Annotated in this window: 28 protein-coding genes; 14 read left to right on the top strand and 14 right to left on the bottom strand. The window is 68.4% G+C overall.

Going from position 1 to position 22,024, the window contains the following annotated elements; genetic code table 11:
• Together ACWF9G_RS20790 and erpA are read right to left on the bottom strand one after the other, a co-directional pair.
• On the bottom strand, positions 1–927 hold the full coding sequence (locus ACWF9G_RS20790) for a carbohydrate kinase family protein (protein ID WP_452517224.1): 927 nt from the start codon (positions 925–927) through the stop codon (positions 1–3).
• 185 nt (positions 928–1,112) lie between these two features.
• Entirely contained in the window at positions 1,113–1,469 is a 357-nt protein-coding gene (gene erpA / locus ACWF9G_RS20785) for an iron-sulfur cluster insertion protein ErpA (protein WP_067496006.1), read from the bottom strand.
• Between the two features lie 314 nt (positions 1,470–1,783).
• On the opposite strand from erpA, the gene ACWF9G_RS20780 reads away from it, so the two are divergent.
• Positions 1,784–2,386: a DUF3043 domain-containing protein gene (locus tag ACWF9G_RS20780; RefSeq protein WP_452517223.1), complete on the top strand. Its 603-nt coding sequence runs from the start codon at positions 1,784–1,786 to the stop codon at positions 2,384–2,386.
• Positions 2,387–2,442: 56 nt separating this feature from the next.
• Here the strand turns inward: ACWF9G_RS20780 and ACWF9G_RS20775 are convergent, their stop codons facing one another.
• A complete protein-coding gene (locus ACWF9G_RS20775) occupies positions 2,443–2,610 on the bottom strand; it encodes a hypothetical protein (protein WP_189033638.1) in 168 nt (55 codons plus the stop codon).
• Between the two features lie 86 nt (positions 2,611–2,696).
• On the opposite strand from ACWF9G_RS20775, the gene ACWF9G_RS20770 reads away from it, so the two are divergent.
• Positions 2,697–3,692, top strand: coding sequence for a helix-turn-helix domain-containing protein (locus tag ACWF9G_RS20770; protein ID WP_452517152.1), 996 nt, complete (start codon positions 2,697–2,699; stop codon positions 3,690–3,692).
• On the opposite strand, the gene ACWF9G_RS20765 is transcribed toward ACWF9G_RS20770, so the two are convergent.
• Entirely contained in the window at positions 3,652–4,083 is a 432-nt protein-coding gene (locus ACWF9G_RS20765) for a hypothetical protein (protein WP_452517150.1), read from the bottom strand. The two genes, ACWF9G_RS20770 and ACWF9G_RS20765, sit on opposite strands and share 41 nt — an antisense overlap.
• A 2-nt stretch (positions 4,084–4,085) precedes the next feature.
• Entirely contained in the window at positions 4,086–4,547 is a 462-nt protein-coding gene (locus ACWF9G_RS20760) for a MarR family winged helix-turn-helix transcriptional regulator (protein WP_452517148.1), read from the bottom strand.
• A 187-nt stretch (positions 4,548–4,734) separates the two neighbouring features.
• Here ACWF9G_RS20760 and ACWF9G_RS20755 point away from each other — a divergent pair, with 187 nt between their 5' ends.
• From ACWF9G_RS20755 to ACWF9G_RS20735, 5 genes are all read left to right on the top strand, one after another.
• The gene (locus ACWF9G_RS20755) at positions 4,735–5,661 is read left to right on the top strand and encodes an alpha/beta hydrolase (protein ID WP_452517146.1); all 927 of its coding nucleotides are present in this window, start codon (positions 4,735–4,737) and stop codon (positions 5,659–5,661) included.
• 31 nt (positions 5,662–5,692) lie between these two features.
• Positions 5,693–6,229, top strand: coding sequence for a bifunctional adenosylcobinamide kinase/adenosylcobinamide-phosphate guanylyltransferase (locus ACWF9G_RS20750; RefSeq protein WP_452517144.1), 537 nt, complete (start codon positions 5,693–5,695; stop codon positions 6,227–6,229).
• Between the two features lie 80 nt (positions 6,230–6,309).
• The gene (gene cobT / locus ACWF9G_RS20745) at positions 6,310–7,380 is read left to right on the top strand and encodes a nicotinate-nucleotide--dimethylbenzimidazole phosphoribosyltransferase (protein WP_452517142.1); all 1,071 of its coding nucleotides are present in this window, start codon (positions 6,310–6,312) and stop codon (positions 7,378–7,380) included.
• Between the two features lie 76 nt (positions 7,381–7,456).
• Positions 7,457–8,206, top strand: a complete 750-nt coding sequence (locus ACWF9G_RS20740) for an adenosylcobinamide-GDP ribazoletransferase (RefSeq protein WP_452517140.1) — start codon at positions 7,457–7,459, stop codon at positions 8,204–8,206.
• A 131-nt stretch (positions 8,207–8,337) separates the two neighbouring features.
• Complete coding sequence (locus ACWF9G_RS20735; RefSeq protein WP_189033631.1) at positions 8,338–9,051, top strand: MBL fold metallo-hydrolase; 714 nt, start codon at positions 8,338–8,340, stop codon at positions 9,049–9,051.
• A gap of 53 nt (positions 9,052–9,104) precedes the next feature.
• On the opposite strand, the gene ACWF9G_RS20730 is transcribed toward ACWF9G_RS20735, so the two are convergent.
• Complete coding sequence (locus tag ACWF9G_RS20730; RefSeq protein ID WP_452517138.1) at positions 9,105–10,202, bottom strand: branched-chain amino acid aminotransferase; 1,098 nt, start codon at positions 10,200–10,202, stop codon at positions 9,105–9,107.
• Between the two features lie 26 nt (positions 10,203–10,228).
• Positions 10,229–11,329 carry a glycine cleavage system aminomethyltransferase GcvT gene (gene gcvT / locus ACWF9G_RS20725; protein WP_452517136.1) on the bottom strand — a complete coding sequence of 367 codons (1,101 nt, stop codon included), beginning with the start codon at positions 11,327–11,329 and terminating at the stop codon, positions 10,229–10,231.
• Positions 11,330–11,452: 123 nt separating this feature from the next.
• Here gcvT and ACWF9G_RS20720 point away from each other — a divergent pair, with 123 nt between their 5' ends.
• The 3 genes from ACWF9G_RS20720 to ACWF9G_RS20710 all read left to right on the top strand — a co-directional run bounded on the left by ACWF9G_RS20720 (position 11,453) and on the right by ACWF9G_RS20710 (position 13,999).
• Complete coding sequence (locus tag ACWF9G_RS20720; RefSeq protein ID WP_452504703.1) at positions 11,453–11,662, top strand: hypothetical protein; 210 nt, start codon at positions 11,453–11,455, stop codon at positions 11,660–11,662.
• Positions 11,663–11,737: 75 nt separating this feature from the next.
• Positions 11,738–13,288, top strand: coding sequence for a phosphatase PAP2 family protein (locus ACWF9G_RS20715; RefSeq protein WP_452517134.1), 1,551 nt, complete (start codon positions 11,738–11,740; stop codon positions 13,286–13,288).
• Positions 13,289–13,369: 81 nt separating this feature from the next.
• Positions 13,370–13,999, top strand: a complete 630-nt coding sequence (locus tag ACWF9G_RS20710; protein ID WP_379309613.1) for a nucleotidyltransferase domain-containing protein — start codon at positions 13,370–13,372, stop codon at positions 13,997–13,999.
• A 10-nt stretch (positions 14,000–14,009) separates the two neighbouring features.
• Here the strand turns inward: ACWF9G_RS20710 and ACWF9G_RS20705 are convergent, their stop codons facing one another.
• Entirely contained in the window at positions 14,010–15,044 is a 1,035-nt protein-coding gene (locus ACWF9G_RS20705; protein WP_452517132.1) for a hypothetical protein, read from the bottom strand.
• A 116-nt stretch (positions 15,045–15,160) separates the two neighbouring features.
• Here ACWF9G_RS20705 and ACWF9G_RS20700 point away from each other — a divergent pair, with 116 nt between their 5' ends.
• Positions 15,161–15,412, top strand: coding sequence for a hypothetical protein (locus ACWF9G_RS20700; protein WP_452517130.1), 252 nt, complete (start codon positions 15,161–15,163; stop codon positions 15,410–15,412).
• 51 nt (positions 15,413–15,463) lie between these two features.
• On the opposite strand, the gene ACWF9G_RS20695 is transcribed toward ACWF9G_RS20700, so the two are convergent.
• Positions 15,464–16,594 (bottom strand): hypothetical protein, encoded by a 1,131-nt coding sequence (locus tag ACWF9G_RS20695; protein WP_452517128.1) that lies wholly within the window; start codon positions 16,592–16,594, stop codon positions 15,464–15,466.
• 431 nt (positions 16,595–17,025) lie between these two features.
• On the opposite strand from ACWF9G_RS20695, the gene ACWF9G_RS20690 reads away from it, so the two are divergent.
• Positions 17,026–17,559: a DUF3558 domain-containing protein gene (locus ACWF9G_RS20690; protein WP_452517126.1), complete on the top strand. Its 534-nt coding sequence runs from the start codon at positions 17,026–17,028 to the stop codon at positions 17,557–17,559.
• Positions 17,560–17,641: 82 nt separating this feature from the next.
• On the opposite strand, the gene ACWF9G_RS20685 is transcribed toward ACWF9G_RS20690, so the two are convergent.
• From ACWF9G_RS20685 to ACWF9G_RS20675, 3 genes are all read right to left on the bottom strand, one after another.
• Entirely contained in the window at positions 17,642–18,100 is a 459-nt protein-coding gene (locus ACWF9G_RS20685; protein WP_452517124.1) for a hypothetical protein, read from the bottom strand.
• Positions 18,101–18,306: 206 nt separating this feature from the next.
• On the bottom strand, positions 18,307–18,498 hold the full coding sequence (locus ACWF9G_RS20680) for a hypothetical protein (RefSeq protein ID WP_452517122.1): 192 nt from the start codon (positions 18,496–18,498) through the stop codon (positions 18,307–18,309).
• 10 nt (positions 18,499–18,508) lie between these two features.
• Positions 18,509–18,940 (bottom strand): hypothetical protein, encoded by a 432-nt coding sequence (locus tag ACWF9G_RS20675; RefSeq protein WP_452517120.1) that lies wholly within the window; start codon positions 18,938–18,940, stop codon positions 18,509–18,511.
• A gap of 63 nt (positions 18,941–19,003) precedes the next feature.
• Between ACWF9G_RS20675 and ACWF9G_RS20670 the strand changes: the two genes are divergently transcribed.
• Positions 19,004–19,384, top strand: a complete 381-nt coding sequence (locus tag ACWF9G_RS20670) for a hypothetical protein (protein ID WP_452517118.1) — start codon at positions 19,004–19,006, stop codon at positions 19,382–19,384.
• Positions 19,385–19,450: 66 nt separating this feature from the next.
• Here ACWF9G_RS20670 and msrA read toward each other — a convergent pair whose 3' ends face one another.
• Complete coding sequence (msrA, locus tag ACWF9G_RS20665; protein WP_452517116.1) at positions 19,451–19,969, bottom strand: peptide-methionine (S)-S-oxide reductase MsrA; 519 nt, start codon at positions 19,967–19,969, stop codon at positions 19,451–19,453.
• Between the two features lie 100 nt (positions 19,970–20,069).
• Entirely contained in the window at positions 20,070–21,218 is a 1,149-nt protein-coding gene (locus tag ACWF9G_RS20660; protein ID WP_452517113.1) for an RNA-guided endonuclease InsQ/TnpB family protein, read from the bottom strand.
• Positions 21,219–21,565: 347 nt separating this feature from the next.
• Between ACWF9G_RS20660 and ACWF9G_RS20655 the strand changes: the two genes are divergently transcribed.
• Positions 21,566–21,961 carry a carboxypeptidase-like regulatory domain-containing protein gene (locus ACWF9G_RS20655; protein WP_379309608.1) on the top strand — a complete coding sequence of 132 codons (396 nt, stop codon included), beginning with the start codon at positions 21,566–21,568 and terminating at the stop codon, positions 21,959–21,961.
• Positions 21,962–22,024 lie beyond the last annotated feature (63 nt).

Here is a 22,024-nt window from a genome sequence, read left to right as displayed (position 1 = left end):
TTACAGCAGCACGGACAGTTCGTCGGCGGCGTCGGCGCCGTAGGCCTTGGTGAGGCGTTCGACGGCCTCGTCCTTGTTCAGGGTCCACTCCTGGGTGCCGGTGGTCTCCAGGATCAGCACGGCGATCAGAGAACCGAGCTGGGCGGAGCGCTCCAGGCTCAGGCCGGCGCGGTGGGCGGTGAGGAAGCCGGCGCGGAAGCCGTCGCCGACACCGGTCGGGTCGACCTTGGCCACCTCGGGAACAACGCCGACGCGCACCTCGGTGCCGTCGGCGTCGACGACGAGCACGCCTTCCGAGCCCAGCGTGGTGACCCGGATGCCGACCTTCGCGGTGATCTCCGCTTCGCTGAGCCCGGTCTTCTGCTGCAACAGGGCCCACTCGTACTTGTTGGTGAACAGGTATGCGGCACCGTCGACCAGCTCGGCCGCCTGCTCGCCGTCGAGGCGGGCCAGCTGCTGGGACGGATCGGCGGCGTAGGCGATGCCCTCGGCCTTGGCCTGCCGGGTGTGGGCGACCATCGCCTCGGGATCATTGGCACCGACCAGCACCAGGTCCACCTCGTGTTCGGCGGCGATCGCGGCGATATCGATATCGCGCGCCTCGCTCATCGCACCCGGGTAGAACGACGCGATCTGGGCCATCGCCTCGTCGGTGGTGCACACGAACCGCGCGGTGTGCGCTTTGTCGGAGATGTGCACGGCGGAGCAGTCGACCCCGTTGGACTCCAACCACTGCCGGTACTCGGCGAAGTCGGCGCCGACGGCGCCCACCAGCACCGGACGCTGCTTCAACAGGCCCATCGCGTAGGCGATATTGCCCGCGACACCGCCACGGCGGATCTGCAGATCGTCGACGAGGAAACTCAGGGACACATGATCGAGCTGATCGGCGAGCAGCACATCGGCGAACTTGCCGGGAAATCGCATGAGGTGGTCGGTGGCAATAGACGCGGACACGGCAACAGACACGAGGCAAGGCCCCTTCGACACTAGGCGCGGAAAGCAAGAAGTCCGGGATCGTCAGATCCCGGACTTCAACGGTAGCAAGCCGCTACCCCCGCTGGTTCACCTCCGCGCAACCACAGCGTTTTCCACGGCGTGGCCGCCGAGCGTCAGTTGAACGAGTCGCCGCAGGCGCAGGAGCCGGTGGCGTTGGGGTTGTCGATCGTGAAGCCCTGCTTCTCGATGGTGTCGACGAAGTCGATCGAGGCGCCCTGGATGTAGGGGGCGCTCATGCGGTCGACGGCCAGCTTCACGCCGGAGAACTCGACGACGATGTCACCGTCGAGGACGCGGTCGTCGAAGAAGAGCTGGTAGCGCAGACCGGCACAACCACCCGGCTGCACGGCGATACGCAGGGCCAGGTCGTCGCGACCTTCCTGGTCGAGCAGCGCCTTCGCCTTGGCGGCGGCAGCGTCGGTCAGCGTCGCACCGTGGGTCTCGGTGGCGGTCTCGTTCTGCACAGTCATGGACACTCCTAAGTCGGCCGGCCCGTGAAACGGACCTCAGGTGCACAGCGCACGACTGATTTCAACACCATCGCGGCGGCTGCTATTCCTATTTTGCCACCCCTGCCACGCAGCGTGGATTCGACCTGGGTGGTTCGCCCCACAGTACCCGCCGGACCGGGGTGACCGGGGTCTCACGCCACTGTCGATGAGACCGGGCGCACCACTGACCGGACCGCATTTCCCGATGCTCGGCACCATCGAATAGCCTGGTGAACGTGAAATTGTTCCGTCGCGACGAGTCCAGCACCATCGACGAGTCCGTCGACCCCTCGGTGCCGGACGTCGAACAGACCGCTCCCGTACCCGCCTCCACCACGCCGGGCAAGGGTCGCCCGACCCCGAAAAGGCGTGAGGCCGAAGGCAAACGACGCGGCCCGGTCGCGCCCGCCCCGATGACCGCCAAGGAAGCCCGCGCCCGCCGCAAGGCAGCCAAGGGCACCAAGGAAGACCGCAAGGCCGCGGCGGCCGATCGCCGCGCCGCCGTGCAGGATCGCCGCGCCAGGATGCTGGCGGGCGAGGACAAGTACCTGCTGCCGCGCGATCAGGGCCCGGTCCGCGCCTACGTGCGCGATCTGGTCGACGCGCGCCGCAACCTGGTCGGCCTGTTCATGCCGATGGCGCTGGTGCTGATCATGTCGATGTTCGTCGCGCCGGGTCTGCAGACCATCGTCACCCTCGCGATGCTGGTCATGATGGTGTTCATGATCATCGAGGGCTTCGTGCTCGGCAAGATCGTGAACAACCGGGTGATCGAGCGGTTCCCCGACACCACCGACACCGGCTTCAAGCTGGGCTGGTACGCGTTCGTGCGCGCCTCGCAGATCCGCAAGATGCGCGCGCCCAAGCCGCGGGTCGGCCCCGGCGACGCCGTCTGAGTTCTCCCTGTCGCGAATGCCGTTCCACCTCCTCGGGTGGGGCGGCATTCGTGCTGTCAGTGGTGGCCGGGCCGGATGTAGTTCGCATAGCCGGCGATGGCGGACAGTTCGGCGTCGATCCGCTGGGCGTCCCGGTCGACGACCCCGGTCGATCCGGCGGTACCGCGGCCGATGAGGACGGCGAGTCCGATGATGGCGGCGAGGACGATCAAGAAAGTAACCATGGCAGAAATTTTGCGCTCGTTGCTTTTCGGCCGAAAGTGGCTGTTCTGTCATTGTGCGTAAAGATTCAGCCAGATAGCATGGGGTGATGCTGTCGAAGGTTGCCGTCGTCCTCAACGACAAACTCGCCATGTTCGAATTCGGCGTCGTCTGTGAGGTTTTCGGGCTCGACCGCACCGCCGACGGCCTACCCGGCTTCGACTTCCGGGTCTGCGGCGCCACCCCCGGCAAGCCGCTGCGCTCCACCACCCCAGGCGTCTCGGTGACCCCCGAGTACGGCCTCGACGAGCTCGTGCACGCCGATCTCGTCGCCATTCCCGCCTTCCCGTTCACCCTCGGCCAGGGCTACGACGAGCGGGTCGTCGAGGCTGTCCGGGCGGCATCGGACGCGGGCGCGATCGTCCTGACCGTGTGCTCGGGCGCCTTCCTGGCCGGGGAGGCCGGGCTGCTGGACGGCCGCAAGTGCACGACCCACTGGCGCTACGTCGACCTCCTCGCCGCCCAGTTCCCCGCCGCCACCGTCGACCCGGATGTCCTGTTCGTCGACGAGGGCAACCTGATCACCAGCGCGGGCACCGCGGCGGGCATCGACGCCTGCCTGCACCTGGTGCGCCGCGAGATCGGCACGGCCGCCGCCAACGGCATCGCCCGCCGCATGGTCGTGCCGCCGCAGCGCGACGGTGGTCAGCGCCAGTTCATCGAGCAGCCGGTGCCCGAATGCCGGTCCGAGGGCCTGTCGACCACGCTGACCTGGCTGACCGAGAATCTCGCCCACCCGCACACCGTCGACGAGCTGGCCGCCCGCTCGAGCATGTCCACCCGCACCTTCGCCCGCCGCTTCGCCGCCGAGACCGGCACCACCCCGGTCAAATGGCTCACCACCCAGCGCGTCCTGTTCGCCAAACACCTCCTCGAGGCCACCGACATGCCGCTCGAGCGCATCGCCGACCAGTCCGGCTTCGGCTCCGGCGCCCTGCTGCGCCACCATTTCCAGCGCCAGGTCGGCATCGCCCCCACCGAGTACCGCCGCCGCTTCGGCGCCCCTACCCCCGAGCCCGCAGCCGGCGACCGTCCCGCGCGTTGAGCGACATCAGCACGATATTGACCGCGCCCGCGGTGAGTTCCAGCGCCTGCACGCCGTAGAAGGCCGCCCCGAACCGATCCGCGCCCGCCAGCACCGCCAGCGTGATCGCCGACGGGATCAGCACCAGCAGACCGTTGCCCGCGATGAACGGCATCCGGCGCTTCTTCGCGGCAATGATCGGATCGGTCGAGCCGCCCGCCAGCCGGAACCCGCCGACCCCGGTCAAGGCCAGCGCGAGCACCAGCACCGGCAGCCCCCACGGAATCGCCAGTTTCACCGCGCGCACCGCGGCTTCGGACCCGAAGAGCTCGGTCAGCACGGTGGACGTCCAGAAGGTGAGGATCGTGAGCAGTCCGAGCACACCGGCGACGGGATGGATTCGAGCGAGCACGGCTACCCCTCCAGGGTGACGATCGCGTGGCGGATCATGCGCAGGAACACCTCGCGGTCGGCGTCCGAGAACCCGGCGGTGGCAAGGGCATTCACCTCGCGCGCGGCCACGGTGAGTTCCGGGCGCAAGCGCCGCGCCCGGTCGGTGAGGTGGATCAGGGCGCGCCTGCCGTCGGCGGGGTCGGCGGTGCGCACGATGAGGCCGTCGCGTTCCATCCGTTTGAGCGTGTGCGCCATGGTCGACTGGTCGATCCGGACCTTCGCGCACAACTGCTGCTGAGTGACGCCCTCCTCCTCGTAGAGGGCGAGCAGTTGGGCGAACTGACCCGGCACCACGCCGTGCGAGGCGATCCGGTCGCGCAGCGCCTGTTCCATGAGGCGGGCGAGATGATTGACCACGTAGCCCAGTGACGCGCCGCGCTCCATCGGGCGCCTGCCGACCGGTTCCATTCCCACCTCCGCCATCGGGTTCAGCCTCCAGAATACATGGCAAGCCATCTAAATGCTTGCCCAGCGCCGAATTGATTGGTGAACAGCACAGTTCTCCACCTGCCCGGTCTGTATCCCCTCAGCATCGCCTTGACTCGGCGGTATGCCGCTGGCCAGGCTGGCTGGCGTGTCATATGCCGGGTGGGGAAGTCTTCGTAGGCTGATGAGAGCGGTCGTCACGGCGGCCGTGGTCGTGTCGTCGATCGGCGTGTCCGTGGCCGCTGCCGCGCCGGTATCCCGTGCTCCCGCAGGGGGTTTCGAGGAGCTGTTCGTTCCGTCGAGCATGGGCCCGATCAAGGTCCAGGTGCAGTGGGCGGCGCGTGGCGGCAGTTCGGCGCTGTACCTGCTCGACGGTCTGCGCGCGCCCGCGGACCACAGTCAGTGGACCACCGATACCGACGCGCTGCGCCAATTCGCCGGTGACAACGTGACTGTGGTGTTCCCGGTCGGCGGTCACTCCAGCTTCTACACCGATTGGTACCGCCCGAGCAGCACCAATCAGCAAGCCACGACCTACAAATGGGAAACCTTCCTCACCCGCGAACTGCCCGACTTCCTGGCCGGATACGGCGTCTCCCGCACGAACAACGCGATCGCCGGCGTCTCCATGGGCGGCAATGCCGCGCTGACCCTGGCCGCCCACCATCGCGACCAGTTCCGCTTCGCCGGATCCTTCTCCGGGTTCCTCAACCCGACCTATCCGATGTGGAACCAGGCCATGCGGGCCGCCATGCTCCACGAGGGCGGCTTCAATATCGACGACATGTGGGGCGCCGCCGGCGATCCCGCCTGGAGCCGCAACGACGCCACCGTCCAGGCCGACCGGCTGCGCGGCCTGCCCGTGTACGTCACCAGCGGAAACGGTGTCCCCGGGCCGCTCGACCTGCCGAGTGCGGTCGGCGACACGATCAACGCGGCCGGGATCGAAGCGTTCGCGGTGATCGCGGCGAGCGTCTTCCGCGACCGGACCGCCGCCCTCGGCGTCCCCGCCCGGGTCGACTTCGGCAACGGCACCCACACCTGGCCGTACTGGCAGCAGTCCCTCGCCACCGCCCGTCCGATGATCCTCGACGCTCTGGGCGCGCACTGAGCGCATCGCCGCTGATTGCTACCGTGCTGGAATGCCTGTGAGTGTCACGCCGGTCCGCACCCTCGTCCTCGGCGGCGCCCGCTCCGGCAAGTCGGCCTTCGCCGAGAATCTGGTAGCCGACGCGCCCGCGGTTCGCTACCTGGCGACGGCGGTGCTCGACCCCGCCGACCATGATTTCGCCGACCGGATCGCGGGCCATCGCGAACGCCGCCCCGCGCACTGGTCGACCGTCGAGAACACCGAGCCCGCAACGGTTCTCGCCACCGAGGCGCCCGCGACCCTGCTCGACGACATCGGCACCTGGCTCACCGCCCGCCTCGACGCCCGCGCCGCCTGGGATGCCCCGCGCGGCACCGTCGCCCCCGACTGCGACGTGCTCGTCGCGGCCGTCGACGCCTACCGGCAGCGGCTGGTGATCGTCTCGCCCGAGGTCGGGATGGGTGTCATCCCGGCGACCCGGTCGGGCCGGTTGTTCCGCGACGAGATCGGCACGCTCAACCAGCGGCTCGCGCAGGTGTGCGACGAGGCGTTCCTTATTGTCGCCGGGCTGCCGGTCCGGCTGAAATGAGCCGGGTCGGTCGGCGCGACGCACCATGATCCGGGCAAGATGAGCGTCGACACCAGGCACCACTGTCGAAAGGCTTCCCAGTGACTCATGGATTCGGACCTGTCGCGGCCCCGGACGCGCAGGTGCGCGCGGCGGCCGAGCAGCGCCAGACACAGCTCACGAAGCCGGCCGGATCGCTGGGACGGCTCGAGACACTCGGCAACTGGATCGCGGCCTGCCAGGGCGTGTGCCCGCCCAAGCAGTTCGAGCGGGCCCGCGTGGTGGTGTTCGCCGGTGATCACGGGGTCGCCGAGCACGGTGTCTCGGCGTATCCGAGCGCGGTCACCGGGCAGATGGTGGCCAATTTCCTGGCGGGCGGCGCGGCGGTGAACGCATTGGCCGCGGTCGCGGGCGCGACGGTCCGGGTCGCCGATATCGCCGTCGCGGGTGACACCGATCCGTCTGTCTCCCAGCACAAGGTGCGCCGGAGCAGCGGGTCCATCGACCGCGAGGACGCCCTCACCGACGACGAGGTCACCGCCGCGCTGGCCGCGGGCCGCGCCATCGCCGACGAGGAGATCGACGCCGGCGCCGACCTGCTCATCGCCGGGGACATGGGTATCGGCAACACCACCCCCGCCACCGTCCTGATCGCCACCCTCACCGGCACCGAGCCGGTCGCCGCCGTCGGCCGCGGCACCGGTGTCGACGACGCGGGCTGGATCCGCAAGGTCGCCGCCATCCGCGACGGCATGCGCCGCGCCCGTCCCGTCGCCAAAGATCCCGTCGACCTGCTGCGCGTCGCGGGCGGCGCCGACTTCGCCGCCATGGCCGGATTCCTGGCCCAGGCCGCGACCCGCCGGACCCCGGTCATCCTCGACGGTGTCGTCGTCACCGCCGCCGCGCTGGTCGCCGAGGACATCGCCGCGGGCGCGAAAGAATGGTGGCTGCCCGGCCACCGCTCCACCGAACCCGCCCACGACCTGGCCTTGCGGCACCTGCGCCTGGAACCGCTGGTCGACCTCGGCATGCGCCTCGGCGAAGGATCCGGCGCGCTCACCGCCCTGCCGATCCTGCGCGCCGCCGTCGCCACCCTCGCGGACATGTCGACCTTCGCCGACGCGGGCGTCAGCACGGCCGACCAGCCGGACACCGTCGACCTGGTCAAGTGACACCCGGACGGCCTCCGGCGGGCGTGAGCTCGCGGACTCGGTGTGATCCCGACGGCAGCGACCGAGGAGTGCCGTCGTGAACAGCGTGCGACTGGCCGTTTCGTGGCTCACCGTTCTCCCGATCACCGGGCCCGCCACCGTCGATCGCCGCGCCGCGGGTCACGCGATCGCGCTCGCACCGCTGGTCGGCCTGCTGCTCGGCGGTCTCGCCGCGGCGGCGACGCGCCTGTCGGTCGCGGCCGGACTCACCACCCTGCTGGCCGGGCTCCTCACCGTCGGGCTGCTGGCCCTGCTCACCCGCGGCATGCATCTGGACGGTCTCGCCGACACCGCCGACGGCCTCGGCAGCTACGGCCCGCCCGAGCGGGCCAGGCAGATCATGAAGTCCGGCGGGGCCGGTCCGTTCGGTGTCGCCGCGCTGATCTTCGCCATCGCAATCCAGGCTGTGGCCTTCGCCGCCCTCGCCGACGAGGGCCGCTGGCTCGCGATCGCGCTGGCCGTGACGCTCGGCCGGGTCGCCGTCGTCCTCGCCTGCCGCCGCGGCATCCAGGCGGCGCCGGACTCGGGTTTCGGCACGCTGGTGGCGGGCACCCAGCCGCTCACCCCGGTGCTGATCTGGTCGGCGCTGGCCACCGGCTGGTCAGTTTTCGCGGTCCCCGGCAACCTTTGGCTCGGCCCGCTCGTCACCGTCGCAGTTCTCGCCGTATCGGTGCTGATCACGCGGCACAGTGTCCGGCGATTCGGCGGATTGTCCGGTGACGTGCTCGGCGCTGCGGTCGAGATCACGGTTTCATTTGCGGCTGTTGGGTTCTCACTCGCGGGGTAAATCACGCCCGGCAATGTGAAACCTGCACTGTTCATAACTCCGGGGCGTCGCCGGTTGTGTGGTCCCACAGACCGTCCGCTCATCGGTACTCGGGTGCTCCCCCAGCACACCGGTGGCAATACAGTGATGACATGTCTTCCGAACGCCTCTACTTCCGCCAGCTGCTGTCCGGCCGGGATTACGCCGTCGGCGATCCGATCGCCACGCAGATGCGTAATTTCGCGTATCTGATCGGCGACCGGGAGACCGGCGAGACCGTCGTGGTCGACCCCGCGTACAAGGCATCGGACCTGGTCGACGTCGCGACCGCCGACGGAATGACCGTCACCGGCGTCCTCGCCACCCACCACCACCCCGACCACGTCGGCGGCACCATGCTCGGTTTCACCCTCGGTGGCGTGCGCGAGCTGCTGGAGAAGACCAGCGTCGCGGTGCACGTGAACAAGCAGGAACTGGACTGGGTCGCCCAGACCACCGGGATCGCGCCGAGCGAGCTGACCGGCCACGACAACGGCGACAAGGTCAAGGTCGGCGCGCTGGAGATCGAACTCCTGCACACCCCCGGCCACACGCCGGGCAGCCAGTGCTTCCTGTTCGACGGCCGCCTCATCTCCGGCGACACCCTGTTCGTCGACGGCTGCGGCCGCACCGATTTCCCCGGCGGCGACTCCGACGAGATGTTCCGCAGCCTGCGTCATCTGGCCGCACTCGACGGCAACCCGGTCGTCTACCCCGGCCACTGGTACTCCGAGGAGCCCAGCGCCGAACTGTCCTCGATCCGCGACAACAACTACGTGCTGCGGCCGCAAACCTTGCAGCAGTGGCAGGCCTTGATGCCGGGCTGACAGACGAAAGGAGCGGGCCCCGTTCGGGACCCGCTCCTTTTCGAATGCCGTGCCTACACCGTGCGCATCCAGCCGTGGGAGTCGGCGAAGGTGCCGCGCTGGATGCCGGTCAGCGTGTCGCGCAGCGCCATCGTCACGGCGCCGGGCTCGCCGCCGCCGATGCTGAACTCGCCCTCGGCCGATTTCACCCAGCCGACCGGCGTGATCACCGCGGCGGTTCCGCACGCGAAAACCTCGCTGATCTCACCGGATTCGGCGCCCTTACGCCATTCCTCGACCGAGACCTTGCGCTCCTCGACCGGGTAGCCGGAATCGGCGGCCAGGGTGAGCAGCGAGTCGCGGGTGATGCCCGGCAGCAGCGAACCGGACAGTTCCGGGGTCACCAGCCGGGCCTCGGAGCCGGTGCCGAACACGAAGAAAAGGTTGTTCGTGCCCATCTCCTCGACGTAGCTGCGCTCGCAGGCGTCCAGCCAGACGACCTGGTCACAGCCCTTCTCGGTGGCCTGGGCCTGCGCAAGCAGCGAGGCGGCGTAGTTGCCTGCCACCTTCGCCTCACCGGTGCCGCCGGGCGCGGCCCGCACGTACTCGGTCGACAGCCACACCCGCACCGGCTTCACGCCACGCGGGAAGTACGCGCCGGCGGGCGAGGCCAGCAGCAGGTACTTGTAGGCCGAAGCGGGCTTCACGCCGAGGCCCGCCTCGGTGGAGAACATGAACGGCCGCAGGTACAGCGACTCCTCGCCACCGGCGGCGGGCACCCAGTCGGCGTCGACCTCGAGCAGCTGGCGCACGGATTCGACGAAGAGCTCCTCGGGCAGTTCGGCCATCGCCATCCTGGCCGCCGAACGGCGGAAACGCGCGGCATTGGCGTCGATCCGGAAGGTGGCGATGCTGCCGTCGGGCTGACGGTAGGCCTTGAGCCCTTCGAAGATCGCCTGACCGTAGTGGAACACCATCGTCGCCGGGTCCATCGACAGCGGGCCGTACGGCTCGACCCGCGCGTTGCCCCACTCACCGTCGGCGTAGTCGATCGACACCATGTGGTCGGTGAAGAACCGCCCGAAACCGGGGGCCGCCAGTACCTCTTCCCGCTGCTGCGCCGAACGGGGCGCGGGATGCGGAATACGAGAGAACTGTGCAGCGACTGTCATGATGCGATCCTATCCATTGCGCGGAATTACTTCGTTTTGGTGTCGACGAACGGCGGCTTGACCACCTCGCAACGCAGCCTGCGCCCGCGCACGTCGACCTCCACCTCGTCGCCGGGCTCCAGCTTCGCCGCGGTGTCGAGCAGGGCCAGCGCGATGCCGACCTTCAGCGACGGCGAGAACGTGCCCGAGGTGGTCTCCCCGACCGGTTCGCCGTCGCGCAGCACGGTCTGGCCTTGCCGCAGCACGCCGCGATCGAGCGCCTTCAGGCCCATCAGCGTGCGCCGGGGACCGTCGGCCTTCTCCTGCTCGAGCGCCGCCTTGCCCCAGAACTCCGGCTTCTTCCAGCCGACCGCCCAGCCGGTGCGCGCCTGGTTCGGGGTGATGTCGAGCGAGAGCTCGTGGCCGTGCAGCGGGTAGCCCATCTCGGTGCGCAGCGTGTCGCGCGCGCCGAGCCCGGCGGGCTGCCCACCGGCCGCCCGCACCTGCTCGGTGAGCGCGCGGAACACCGCTTCCGCGTCGTTCCAGCGCGGCAGCAGCTCGTAGCCGTGCTCGCCGGTGTAACCGGTCCGGCACACCCGCACCGGGCGCCCGTCCCACTCGGCGTCGGCGTAGGCCATGTACTCCATGTCGGTCGGCAGGCCGAGCGCGGCGAGCACCTCGCTCGACTTGGGGCCCTGCACCGCGAATACCGCGTACGCACGGTGTTCATCGGTCACCGTGACCCCGGCGGGCGCCACCTTCCGCAGTTCGGCGACCACGGCCGCGGTGTTCGCGGCGTTCGGCACGAGGAACACCTCGTCCTCGCCGACGTAGTAGGCGATCAGGTCGTCGATCACACCGCCGTCGGCCGCGCAGCACAGCGTGTACTGGGCCTTGCCCGGCCGGATCCTGGCCAGGTCGTTGGTCAGCGCCGAGTTCACGAACGCCGCCGCGCCGGGGCCCGCGACGGTCGCCTTGCCCAGGTGACTCACATCGAACAGGCCGACCGTGGTGCGCACGGCGGTGTGCTCGCCGACGGTCCCGCCGTACTGCACCGGCATCTCCCACCCGCCGAACGGAGCGAAGGTGGCTCCGAGCTCGACGTGAACAGCGTGGATGGGGCCCTCGAGCAGCGCGTTGTCGGTCATGGGCCCGAGCTTATCGGTCGATCCCCGCGCCGCGCGAACCTCCCGATTCGCCGGGTAGCCCCAGGAATCGGGGGCACCGTGACGGGTTCCGCCGACCGGTCGCCGGTGCGAGGATCTGCGGTCATGAACCTACGTACGGCCGGCGCGGGTGCGCTGCTTGTCTCCGCGACCCTGCTCCTGGCGAGTCCGGTCGCCCACGCCGACACCGGCAGTCTCGACTTCCTCGGCCCGTCCGGCTCGGGCGGCGGGATCAACCTCGGCTGCCTGCTGCAATCGCTGTCCGGCGAATCGCCAACGGCGGATTGCGATCCGCCGACGATCCCGGCGCCCTGATCCGATTCCGGCCGGGATGATCGGGGCCCGTTCGACCGAAAGCCGATGATCGGCAACGGCTGTAAGGTCGTGACCGTGAGTGAGTTGTACGGCCGCAGGTTCCGCAGGGTCGCCCGCATGGACGTCGCCATGAGCCGGGCCGTGTCCCGGATTCCGGAGTCGGCGGCCGATCGCGGCATGCTGCGGCTGACCAGGTCGGCCAACACCGGCGGCCTGTGGCTGGCGACGGCGGCGGTACTGGCGGTGAAGCCGGGCCCGCCGCGACGCGCCGCCCTGCGCGGGGCGATCGCGCTGGCCGGGTCGAGTTTCCTGGTGAATCTCGTGCTCAAGTCGCTGATCCCGCGCCGCCGTCCACCGGCCGAGCTCATGCCGCACAGCCGACGGCTGGTCGACCCGCCGTTCTCGTCGTCGTTCCCGTCGGGCCACAGCGCCAACGCGGCGGCCTTCGCCACCGCCGTCGCGCTGGAGAGCCCGCGCACAGCGCTGGCCGTCGCCCCGGTGGCCGCCGCCGTCGCCTACTCGCGCGTCCACACCGGCGCGCACTGGCCGTCCGACGTCCTGGTCGGCGCCGCCGTCGGCACCGGCGTCGCACTGGCCACCCGCCGCTGGTGGCCGATCCGCGAATCCGACGAGGCCGAGGCGCACGTGGTGCGCGACGCCCCCGCGCTGGTCGACGGCAAAGGCCTACTGCTGCTGATCAATCCGCGTTCCGGGGACTCCGCCTACGACCCCACCCCCGACATCGCCGAGGCACTGCCCGCGGCGACCCTGCTGCACACCCAGCCCGATCGCGACGCCGCCGAGCTGTTGCAGGAGGCGCTCGACCCATCGATCGTCGCGGTCGGCGCGGCGGGCGGTGACGGTACCATCGCCGCGGCCGCCGCCGTGGCGCTGCGCAACGACCTGCCGCTGGTCGTGGTCCCGGCGGGCACCCTCAACCACTTCGCCCGCGATCTCGGCGTCTACGACCTGCGCGAGGTCGCCGACGCGACCGGCGCGGGCGAGGCCGTCGAAGTCGACATCGCCGCAGTGGAATTCGAGACCCCCGACGGTCCACGCACCCACTATCTGATCAACACCGCCAGCATCGGCGCCTACCCCGATCTGGTCCGCCTGCGCGAGAAATGGGAGGACCGCTGGGGCAAGTGGCCCGCGTTCGCGGCCGCGCTGATCGTCACGCTGCATCGCGCCGAACCGATCCGGATCCTGCTCGACGACCGCTGGCACGATCTGTGGTTCCTGTTCGTCGGCAACGGCCCGTACCACCCGCACGGCGCCGTCCCCGCGTTCCGCTCCCGGCTCGACGAGGGTCTGCTCGACGTGCGCTGGTTGCGCGCCGATGTGCGGTTCTCCCGCACCCGCGCCGTCATCGCGCTGATGCTGGCCGCGATCGGGCACAGCCGGGTCTACGGCGAACGCCAGATGCACGAGTTGCCGGTCGCCGTACACACGCCCGTCGCGGTGGCCGCGGACGGTGAAGTGGTCGGCACCGCACGCGATCTACGCTTCACCGTCGCCGGCAAGGTCGCGGTCTACCGTCGCGACGAGGACAACCCGCGCTGGGAGAACCGCGCCCGCCCGCACCACCGCCGTCCCCTGGCCTGGCTCATGGACCGTCGTCGCTGAATCCTCACGAACCCGTCTCACCTCGATCACCATCGGCCACAACGGCCTTGCGCGGCCTGCGCCGGTGGACATGATGGAGGCATGAGCTCGCCGGACGGCGCACGTCCGATCACCGCAACCGAAGCCGATCGCCGCTGGGACCCGTGGACACCCAGCGTGGTCGCCGCCCGCCTGAGTGCCTGCACCGCGCCGTGGGCGGTAGCGGGCGGCTGGGCCATCGATCTGTTCGCCGGAGGCATCTCCCGCGCCCACGCCGACATCGAAATCACCGTTCCCCGAACAGATTTCCCCGAGATCGCGGCCGCGTTCCCGGAATACGAATGGGACATCGTCGGCGACGGTCACCTCTGGCCCTACGCCGACGCCGCCGACCGCACCGACCTGCATCAGGCCTGGCTGCGCGACCCGTTCACCGGCGCGTTCCACCTCGACGTCTTCCGCGAACCGCACCGCGGCGACACCTGGATCTGCCGGCGCGATCCGACGATCACCCTCCCCTACGCCGAACTGATCCTCACCACCACCTCCGGCATTCCGTATGTGATCCCGGAGGTGGTCCTGCTGTTCAAGGCAAAGGCCAACCGCGCCAAGGACGATGCGGATTTCCGCCGGGTCCTGCCGCTGCTGTCCGAGGACCGGCGCGCCCGGCTGTCGTCCTGGCTGGCGCGGGTCCATCCCGATCACCCGTGGCTGAGCAGGACCGCGGCCTGACCGAACCGTCTCAGCCGGGCAGTCGGCACCATCCCTGCCGATAGTCCGCCCAATCCTGAGGCCTGGCAGCAAAATCCACGTACAGCGCCACCCCGAAGTTCTCGCGGTCTACATCGGCTCGCGTGAGCCCGAGCCGAATCCCGCGTACCGCAGCGGCCACTGTCTCTGCCGCACCGTGATGCCCCGGATCGTCGGCCCAGAACGCGGGCGCCCCCATCAGCAGATCCACCTCGTGCGGGGTCACCTCCGCTGCCAGTTCGGTCTGCTGCGCCACGTACCCGCTGTAGAGTGCTTCGGTCGGCATCGCGGTGTCGTAGGACATCACGGCCACCTGGTCGACCCGGCGCGCGACGTCGGCGAAATAGGCTTGACTCCACCACTTCCCGTGATCGGCGACCGCCAGCCCCACCGAGTGCAGTCCCGGCAGCGGATCGATGACCGGCGCCGATACCGACAGCGGCACACGTGCAGCCGAAGTCACCGCCTTGGTCGCGTCGAGCAACGCGAGGAACCCCGGCGATCCCGACCGCACCGGCTCCAGGTCGTAGTGCACGCCGTCGAATCCGTAGGCGAGCACCCGCCGCGCCGAGGCCACCACCCGCTCGCGCGACTGCGCCGATTCCACATCCAGGCCGTCGAATTCGGGCTGCACGACATCGCCGAGCCACGACTGCACCCGGATGCCGGGCAGCTTGGCATGGACCGCGTCGACGAACCATTGCGCCCGCGGCGCCAGATCGTCGCGCAGACTCCCGTCGTGCTCGAGCGGACCGGTGTGCACGTACAGATCACGAATTCCGGTGCCCGCCAGCATGATCGCCAACTCGTCGACATCGGCGTCACTCTTGCGCCCGTCCACCCACGCGTGCCCGAGCCAGAACGCGTCCTCGCCCCTGGTCCGCGCCTGGTCGGACTGCTCACCGATGTTCTGGGCCAGCAGGTACGTCACCGCGACGACAACCGGCGACAACACCACCACAAGCAGCACGAGCGCGACCACCGCGCCGCGCACCCACCACGACCACCCTCGCCACTTCCCCCGCATCAGACCTCCCCGACGTTCGAGACTCCGAGATTACCCGCAGGTACCGATCGGCAGATTTCCGGCAAACCGCCCACCCGTGAAACGCTGTGCGCCGCTGCACAACTGATCGGAGCACCATGAAGTACGCCGTCACCCTCGGATCCGCCGCCATCGCGGCCTTCGCCTTCGCGATCGCGACACCGGCTGTGGCCACCGCACAACCGTCCGGCAACTGCCACAAGTCCTACTCCCCCTGCCTGCCCATCGTCAGCGATGTGGACTGCGAGGGCGGCAGCGGGAACGGTCCCTACTACACCGGACGCGTCCAGGTGATCGGCCCCGACGAGTACGGCCTCGACCGAGATGGCAACGGCGTCGGCTGCGAGTAGTACACGAAAGGGGCGTGCGATGTGGTCATCGCACGCCCCTTGTCGATTCGGTCAGCGGTTCTCTTCGGGGCCGCCGTAGCCCTCGCCGGGCTTGCCGAGATCGGGGCCACCAGGTGTTCCGTAGCCGGGTCCCTGGCCGGGGCCGCCGGGGCCACCGTAGCCCTGACCACCCTGGCCCTGGCCGCCTTCGGCCGGACCGCCGTAACCGGGGCCACCGTAGCCAGGCTGTCCGCCGGATCCTGGCTGGCCCGGCTGACCTGGATATCCCGACTGGCCGGGCTGGCCTGGGTACTGGCCGGGCTGGCCTGGGTACTGTCCGGGCTGACCTGGGTACTGGCCGGGTTGACCCTGACCCGGGTACCCCGCCTGACCGGGCTGACCCGGGTACCCCTGCTCACGGGGGTACCCCTGCTCGCCCGGGTACCCGGGCTCACCGAATCCGCCTGCGGGCCCGCCGTACTGCGGGTACCCCGGTTCCGGTGTGGCCGCCGCCCCGACGACCGGACCACCCGTCACCACCCGATAGGCGTAGGTGGAGGCGATGATCGTCAACGGCACCGTCACCAGCAGGCCGAGGCCACACAGCAGCGCGCCGACGATATTGATACCGAACAGCGCCAGCGCCAGCAGCAACAACGGTCCGGCATTGCTGGATATCGCCGAGAAGCTGGATTTGATCGCCGAGATCGCGTCCTGATCGCGGTCGATCACGAACTGCATCGTCCACCAGGTGAAGAAGGCGATCACCAGACCCGGCAGGATGCACAGCACGAAGCCGATACCGGTCGCCAAACCGACCAGAATGCCCGCCAAAATCACCGCGCCGACATTCGTGAACTTGAAAAAGTCACCGAATCCCGGCTTGCGCCCGTCGGTTTCGTGCAGCGCGCCACGCACGAACGCGGCGGAGATCAAATAACCGATGATGGCACTGACCACCGTGCCGATGAACTGCCAGATACCGAAACCGATGCTGAAGTCACCGTCGGCATCGGTATCGGTGGTGTTACCCAAACCGAACAGGAAGTTGATCGCCACCTGGATGATGAAGGCGATCAGGACGATGGCGACCCACACCACCGCATTGTTCTTGAATTTGTCCCACCCGTAACCGATGGCGTCGCCGACACCGAGTTTCGGCCCCGCCGGTGGATACCCGGGTTGCTGCTGTCCATACGTCATCCGAATCGCATCCCCTCACCTTGTGCGACGACCGAGGCCGCCGATATGAGTCTTCCGATCCGACGCCACGGTCACGCCGACACCCCGATCATTTCACACCACCCACCCCACATCCGGTTTCGTACACCAAACCCGGCGAACCGCGTTATCCGGTCGCCAAGTATGCCGTTTACCTCGAATCCGAGAAAGGTTGCGCCGTTTCGGATTCGCCGAACAATCCGCTCCGGACCTCGCCGCGACCACGAGCCAGCAACCGGACAACTTCCAGCCGCCCCCGCTACATCACCACCATCTGACACGTCACGCTGTACGCCACCTGAAGCACCGATGCCTACGATGTCCCCCGTGAACCTTCGGGCTCGATATCGCGGCGTCGTGCCCGCCTGGATGGGAGTGTGCATCGAATGCCTTGGGGGAGACGCGGCCTGACAGTGGCCGTCACTGCGGTCGCCTTGATCACCGGCTGCAGCACAACGACCGTGCCGGGGCAGGCGAAACCTGCCGCCCGTGACATAGACAAGATCATCGTGTTCAACCCGTGCCGGGGAGACCTATCTGATGGCTCCCTGCGCTCGGCAGGTCTGGACCCGGCGACCAGGCACATCACCACCGATGCCCCGACGGGTGTCTCCTCCTGGCGTGTTTGCAACTGGCGGCCTGTCGATGTTCGTCAGCACGGGTCCGCCAAGCTTGTCGTCGGCCTGTTCTCGACCAGCCACACCCTCTACGAGCTGCGCAAGAAAGAGGGTTCGGTCGTCCTCCGGGAAACCAGGGTCAACAAGCGCCAGGGGCTGGTTTCCAAGGAGCTCTCCGACCCCGGCAGCTGCTACGTGTCGTTCGACGCCGAGCAGGGCATGTTCGAAGTGAAAGCCGGCTGGTTGAGCGATGAGGGCACACGCATCGGCGAGGCCTGCGAGATCGCGCAGCACTTCGCGGAGGCACTCGAGCCACACCTGCCGAAGTGAGGCCGTGGGCAGCCGCGCGCGCAGGGCCGAATCGACTACGCAGCTGTCGCCGATGAGGCTGTGCACATCGGGTGTGGTGGTGTCAGGGTTTGACGGGCAAGGTCAGCGCGGCGTCGATGGTGGCATCGAGGAAGGCGAGAGTGTCGCGGCGGCGGGCCAGGGGGTTGCGGTAGCTGCGGCGGCCCTCGACGCCGTTGGTGCGCAGGTGCAGGCTTTCGGCGACGATGCGCTGCCAGCGTGGATCGAACGTCTTGTGGGCGTAGCGACCTGCGCCGGATTTCGAGGTCATCGTTCCGGTGGCGAGAAGGTGGTGCAGTCGGCTCACGCCGAGCACGGCCCAGACCGGGAACCACGGACTGACCCCGAGGATGAGAGGCAGCGGACGCAGCTGCCGGTTCTGTTCCCACCACGGCCGCCAGTAGGCACGAAGGTTGCCGATGGTGTACTCGCGCAATACCTTCTGGTCCGCCCACAAGTCGATGTCGGTCGGCTGCGATCCGCGCACGGTGATCCCGTGCCAGGCCAGCTCGCAGAACGTCACCGTGTTGAGGCCGAACCGCCCAGCGGGTGTGAACCGATTCTCCTGTGCGCAAGGAACTTCGGAGCAGCCTCTCGGTCCGGCGGCCAGGTCGGCCCAAGTGAGAACCGCGCCATCGAAATTCGGCGTCGGGAACGCAGCCACCGTTCGGGCGTGCGCCTCGGCCAACGCCGCCATCTCCGGAGATCCTTCCTCCAAACGACGATCGATCACCGCGACGAAGTCGATATCGCTGGCCGTCTGGAGTCGACCGCGCCGGCGCCACGAGGTCGAAAGTCGCCCAAGGCCACCGATCCCACCAGATAGAACCCGGTGACCAGCCCCGGCGCCAACTCGTCGACAGCGGTCAGAAACACCCGCACACTCCGCCCGACTTCAGCAGGCAGCTCGTCGCTGGACATGCCAGCCAACCTACTGGCCGCGGCGGTACTCATCGAGCAGACGGAAGAATGAATCGATCGCTGTCTCTCCCTCGTGGCGGTGTTGCTCGATGGCGTACGCCCACCCCATGGACATGCCCCACCCGTATGTCGATCTCAGCCACTCTGTGAACGGTCCTCTCGGGCCGAGCGCGAACTCCTCGGCTTCGGGGACGGAGTGCACGTGCAGTGCCAACGAGTAGCCCGCCAGCAACGTCTCTAGTTCCTGCAACGATCCGCCGCGTGCCCACATCAGAGGTCGTGGCCGAACGTTGTGCTCTAGGAAGTCGTACACGTCATCACAGTCCGCCAGCCTTTTCACCGGCGGGGCCAGGGTGGACGGATCTGCGCCGTAGTACGGACGATTGGCATTGCTTGTCACCATGGACTTACTCCAGCACAGCACCACCACCGAGGTGAACATCCGCCACTGCCGCTAGCCGAAGCGGCCGCCGGAGCCGGAGATCCCGTAGGCCATGCTGGTCGGATGGATTCGGATGGCCTGGTAGCGATCGAACTGTCGGAGGACGAGCGAGCGGTATTGCTCCGCGGACTGGGCGAATGGGGTGGCCCGGCCCGCCCCACCGACGCGCTCGCGATCGCGGTGGGCTTCGATAGCGTGGCGGACCTGCACGAGCAGGGACGACGATTGCGGTCGGCGTTGCTGTCGAATGAGCCGCTGAGCGCGTGGGAATGGCGACGAACTCTGGTGGCGACCGAATTCGTCTTCGCCAGCGATATCGTCGGATCCGGAGTGGAATGGCCGACAACCACCGGGTTCTCCGACGTGGAGACCATTCAGGTGCTTCGCCTGCTGCAGCGGAAACTTGGCCGCGCGGTCGGCCCAGTGCTATACCGCCACCCCTGACACGGAAATACGGCAGGCAGGGCCGGAGCGCCCCGGTGAGAGAGCCGGGGCGATCGGGGGGTGGGGTTACTTGTCCGCGTTCTCCCGTTTGGGGAGCTTCCAGCCCGGCCGGGGGAAGTGGCAGGTGTAGCCGTCTGGGTAGCGGATCAGGTAGTCCTGGTGTTCGGGTTCGGCGTCCCAGAAGGTGCTGGCGGGGGTCACCTCGGTGACGACCTTGCCCGGCCACAGCCCTGAGGCGTCGACGTCGGCGATGGTGTCCAGGGCGGTGCGGCGCTGGTCGTCGTCGAGGTAGAAGATGGCCGAGCGGTAACTGGAGCCGATGTCGTTGCCCTGGCGGTCCCTGGTGGTGGGGTCGTGGATCTGGAACAGGAACTCGAGCAGGGCGCGGTAGTCGGTCCGCGCCGGGTCGTATTCGATCTCGACGGCCTCGGCGTGGCCGGGATGATTGCGGTAGGTGGGGTGATCGTTGCTGCCGCCGGTGTAGCCGACCCTGGTGGACAGCACTCCCGGCTGCCTGCGGATCAGATCCTGCATGCCCCAGAAGCATCCACCGGCCAGAATCGCCTTACGGGTTTTTTCGGTCACGCGTCCTCCTTCTTGACGACCTCTCCCCCTGGGGAGATTCCTACCAGCGCCCTCACAGGCGCTCTCGATGGGTTCCTGTTTCACAGGGACATGCCTTCCGCTACGCGGCAGGACTTACCATCCCTCCGCAAGCGTTTAACCTCTCCACCCGTCCGGCGGCGAGGATATTTCGTGCAGCATTCAGGTCCCGGTCGTGGACCGCCCCGCACGGGCACGACCAGGACCGGACCGACAGTGATTTCGGCCCGTCCACCCGCCCACAGGCCGAACAGGTTCGCGACGACGGGAAGAACCGGTCGACCTTGACGACCACCCGCCCATACCGGACGGCCTTATCCTCCAACATCCGGAGGAACATGCCCCAGCCGGCATCATGCACCGACTTCGCCAACCTGGTTCGCGCCAAACCCTTCACACACAAGTCCTCGACATAGACCGCTTGGTTCTCGCGGATGATCGTCGTGGACTGTTTGTGCGCGAAGTCGCGCCGGGAGTCTGCCACCTTGGCGTGGGCCTTGGCGACACGAATACGTGCCATGGCCCAATTCTTCGAGCCCTTGTCCTTGCGGGACAGAGCCTGTTGCGCCTTCCTCAAACGCCGTTCGGCACGGCGGAAGAACTTCGGGGAGGTGATGACCTTCCCGTCCGAGCAGATCGCGAACGTCGTGAGTCCGAGGTCGATACCGACTTCGGTGTCCGTCTCGGGCAGCGGGGCCGGGTCGAGTCCGACCACGAACGACGCGAAATAGCGGCCCGCCGAGTCCTTGACGACCGTCACACTCGACGGCTCCGACGGCAATACACGCGACCAGCGGACTTTCACCTCGCCGATCTTCGGCAAACGCAACTTCCCGCCGCCGGTGACCGCGAAGTGGGCGTTGCGGGTGAACCGGATCGCCTGCCGATTGTCGCGGCGGGACCTGAATCGAGGTGCCCCGAGTTTCGGACCCTTGCGTTTCCCGGTGATCGAGGCGAAGAAGTTACGGTAGGCGGTGTTCGCGTCGGCGAGGGCTTGCTGCAACACCACCGACGATACTTCGGTGAGCCATGCCCGTTCGGGTGTTTTCTTCACCGCGGTCAGGGCCTTCGACAGTTCCGCATCCTTCGGGTACGGCAACCCGTCCCGTCGTGCCTGCTCGCGCGTGTGGATCGCGTCGTTGTACACCACCCGCGCGCACCCGAACGCCCGCGCCAACGCGATCTGTTGACCGGGCGCCGGGTAGACGCGGAAGTTGTACCGGAGCTGCACGTTTCAAGCCTATCCCAAGGGTCTGACAGGGCCGTCCCGTGTAGGCACGCTCGGCCCCGGAGGCCTCCCGCGTGGGCCTTCGCCCCGCCCTGAAGGGCGGAGCACTGGGCCACATCTCGGTAGCGCCTCCACGGTCGCACAGAACTGCCACAACCGCCTCTATGGAACTCCGCTGACGAGCCTGGAATTCCCGCCAGTAAGATCGCCGCGCAAGCGATACCTCATGAACGTCCCAGCGTGTCCCAGAGTCACCGAGGAAACAGGAGGAATTCGGCGAAATGCCACGTAGCGTCGTTGCCCGGAGTTTGACGATCGGATTGGCCGCAGCAGCTGTGACAGCGGGTGCGGTGAGTAGCGCGGGAGCCCATCCCGGCGGCGATGACACGGTCGGACAGATCTCGACCTGCGAAGTACGACAATCGCGACAAAACAACCACAAGCTACGTGCGCCCAACCCGACCGCCACCGGCCAGATCGACGCCGTCCTCATCGCCTCGACCACCCGCGCCCCCATCGCGGGCGGCAAGGTCATGCTCACCGGCCGCGACACCTGCGGTGACAGCATCCACCGGCACCTGTCGACCGGCACCGACGGCCAGGTCAGCTTTCGCGGGCTCCAGCCGGGCCGCTATCAGGTGACGGCCTACCCCGGCGTGAAGAAGGCACAGTCCACGGCCGATGTGGAGCTGTTCACCCCGACCCTGAAAACCCTGCAGTTCACGGTCTCCACCAGTCACGACTAGCGGCCGTTCGGGCCGGGTGATCGCCGCCCGGCCCGAAACCCGTTGACACCCAGCGCGGTCGCA

The organism is Nocardia sp. NPDC055029 (assembly GCF_053608525.1).
The sequence above is the reverse complement of the archived record's forward strand: the minus strand, read 5'-3'. Positions and strand labels throughout refer to the sequence as shown.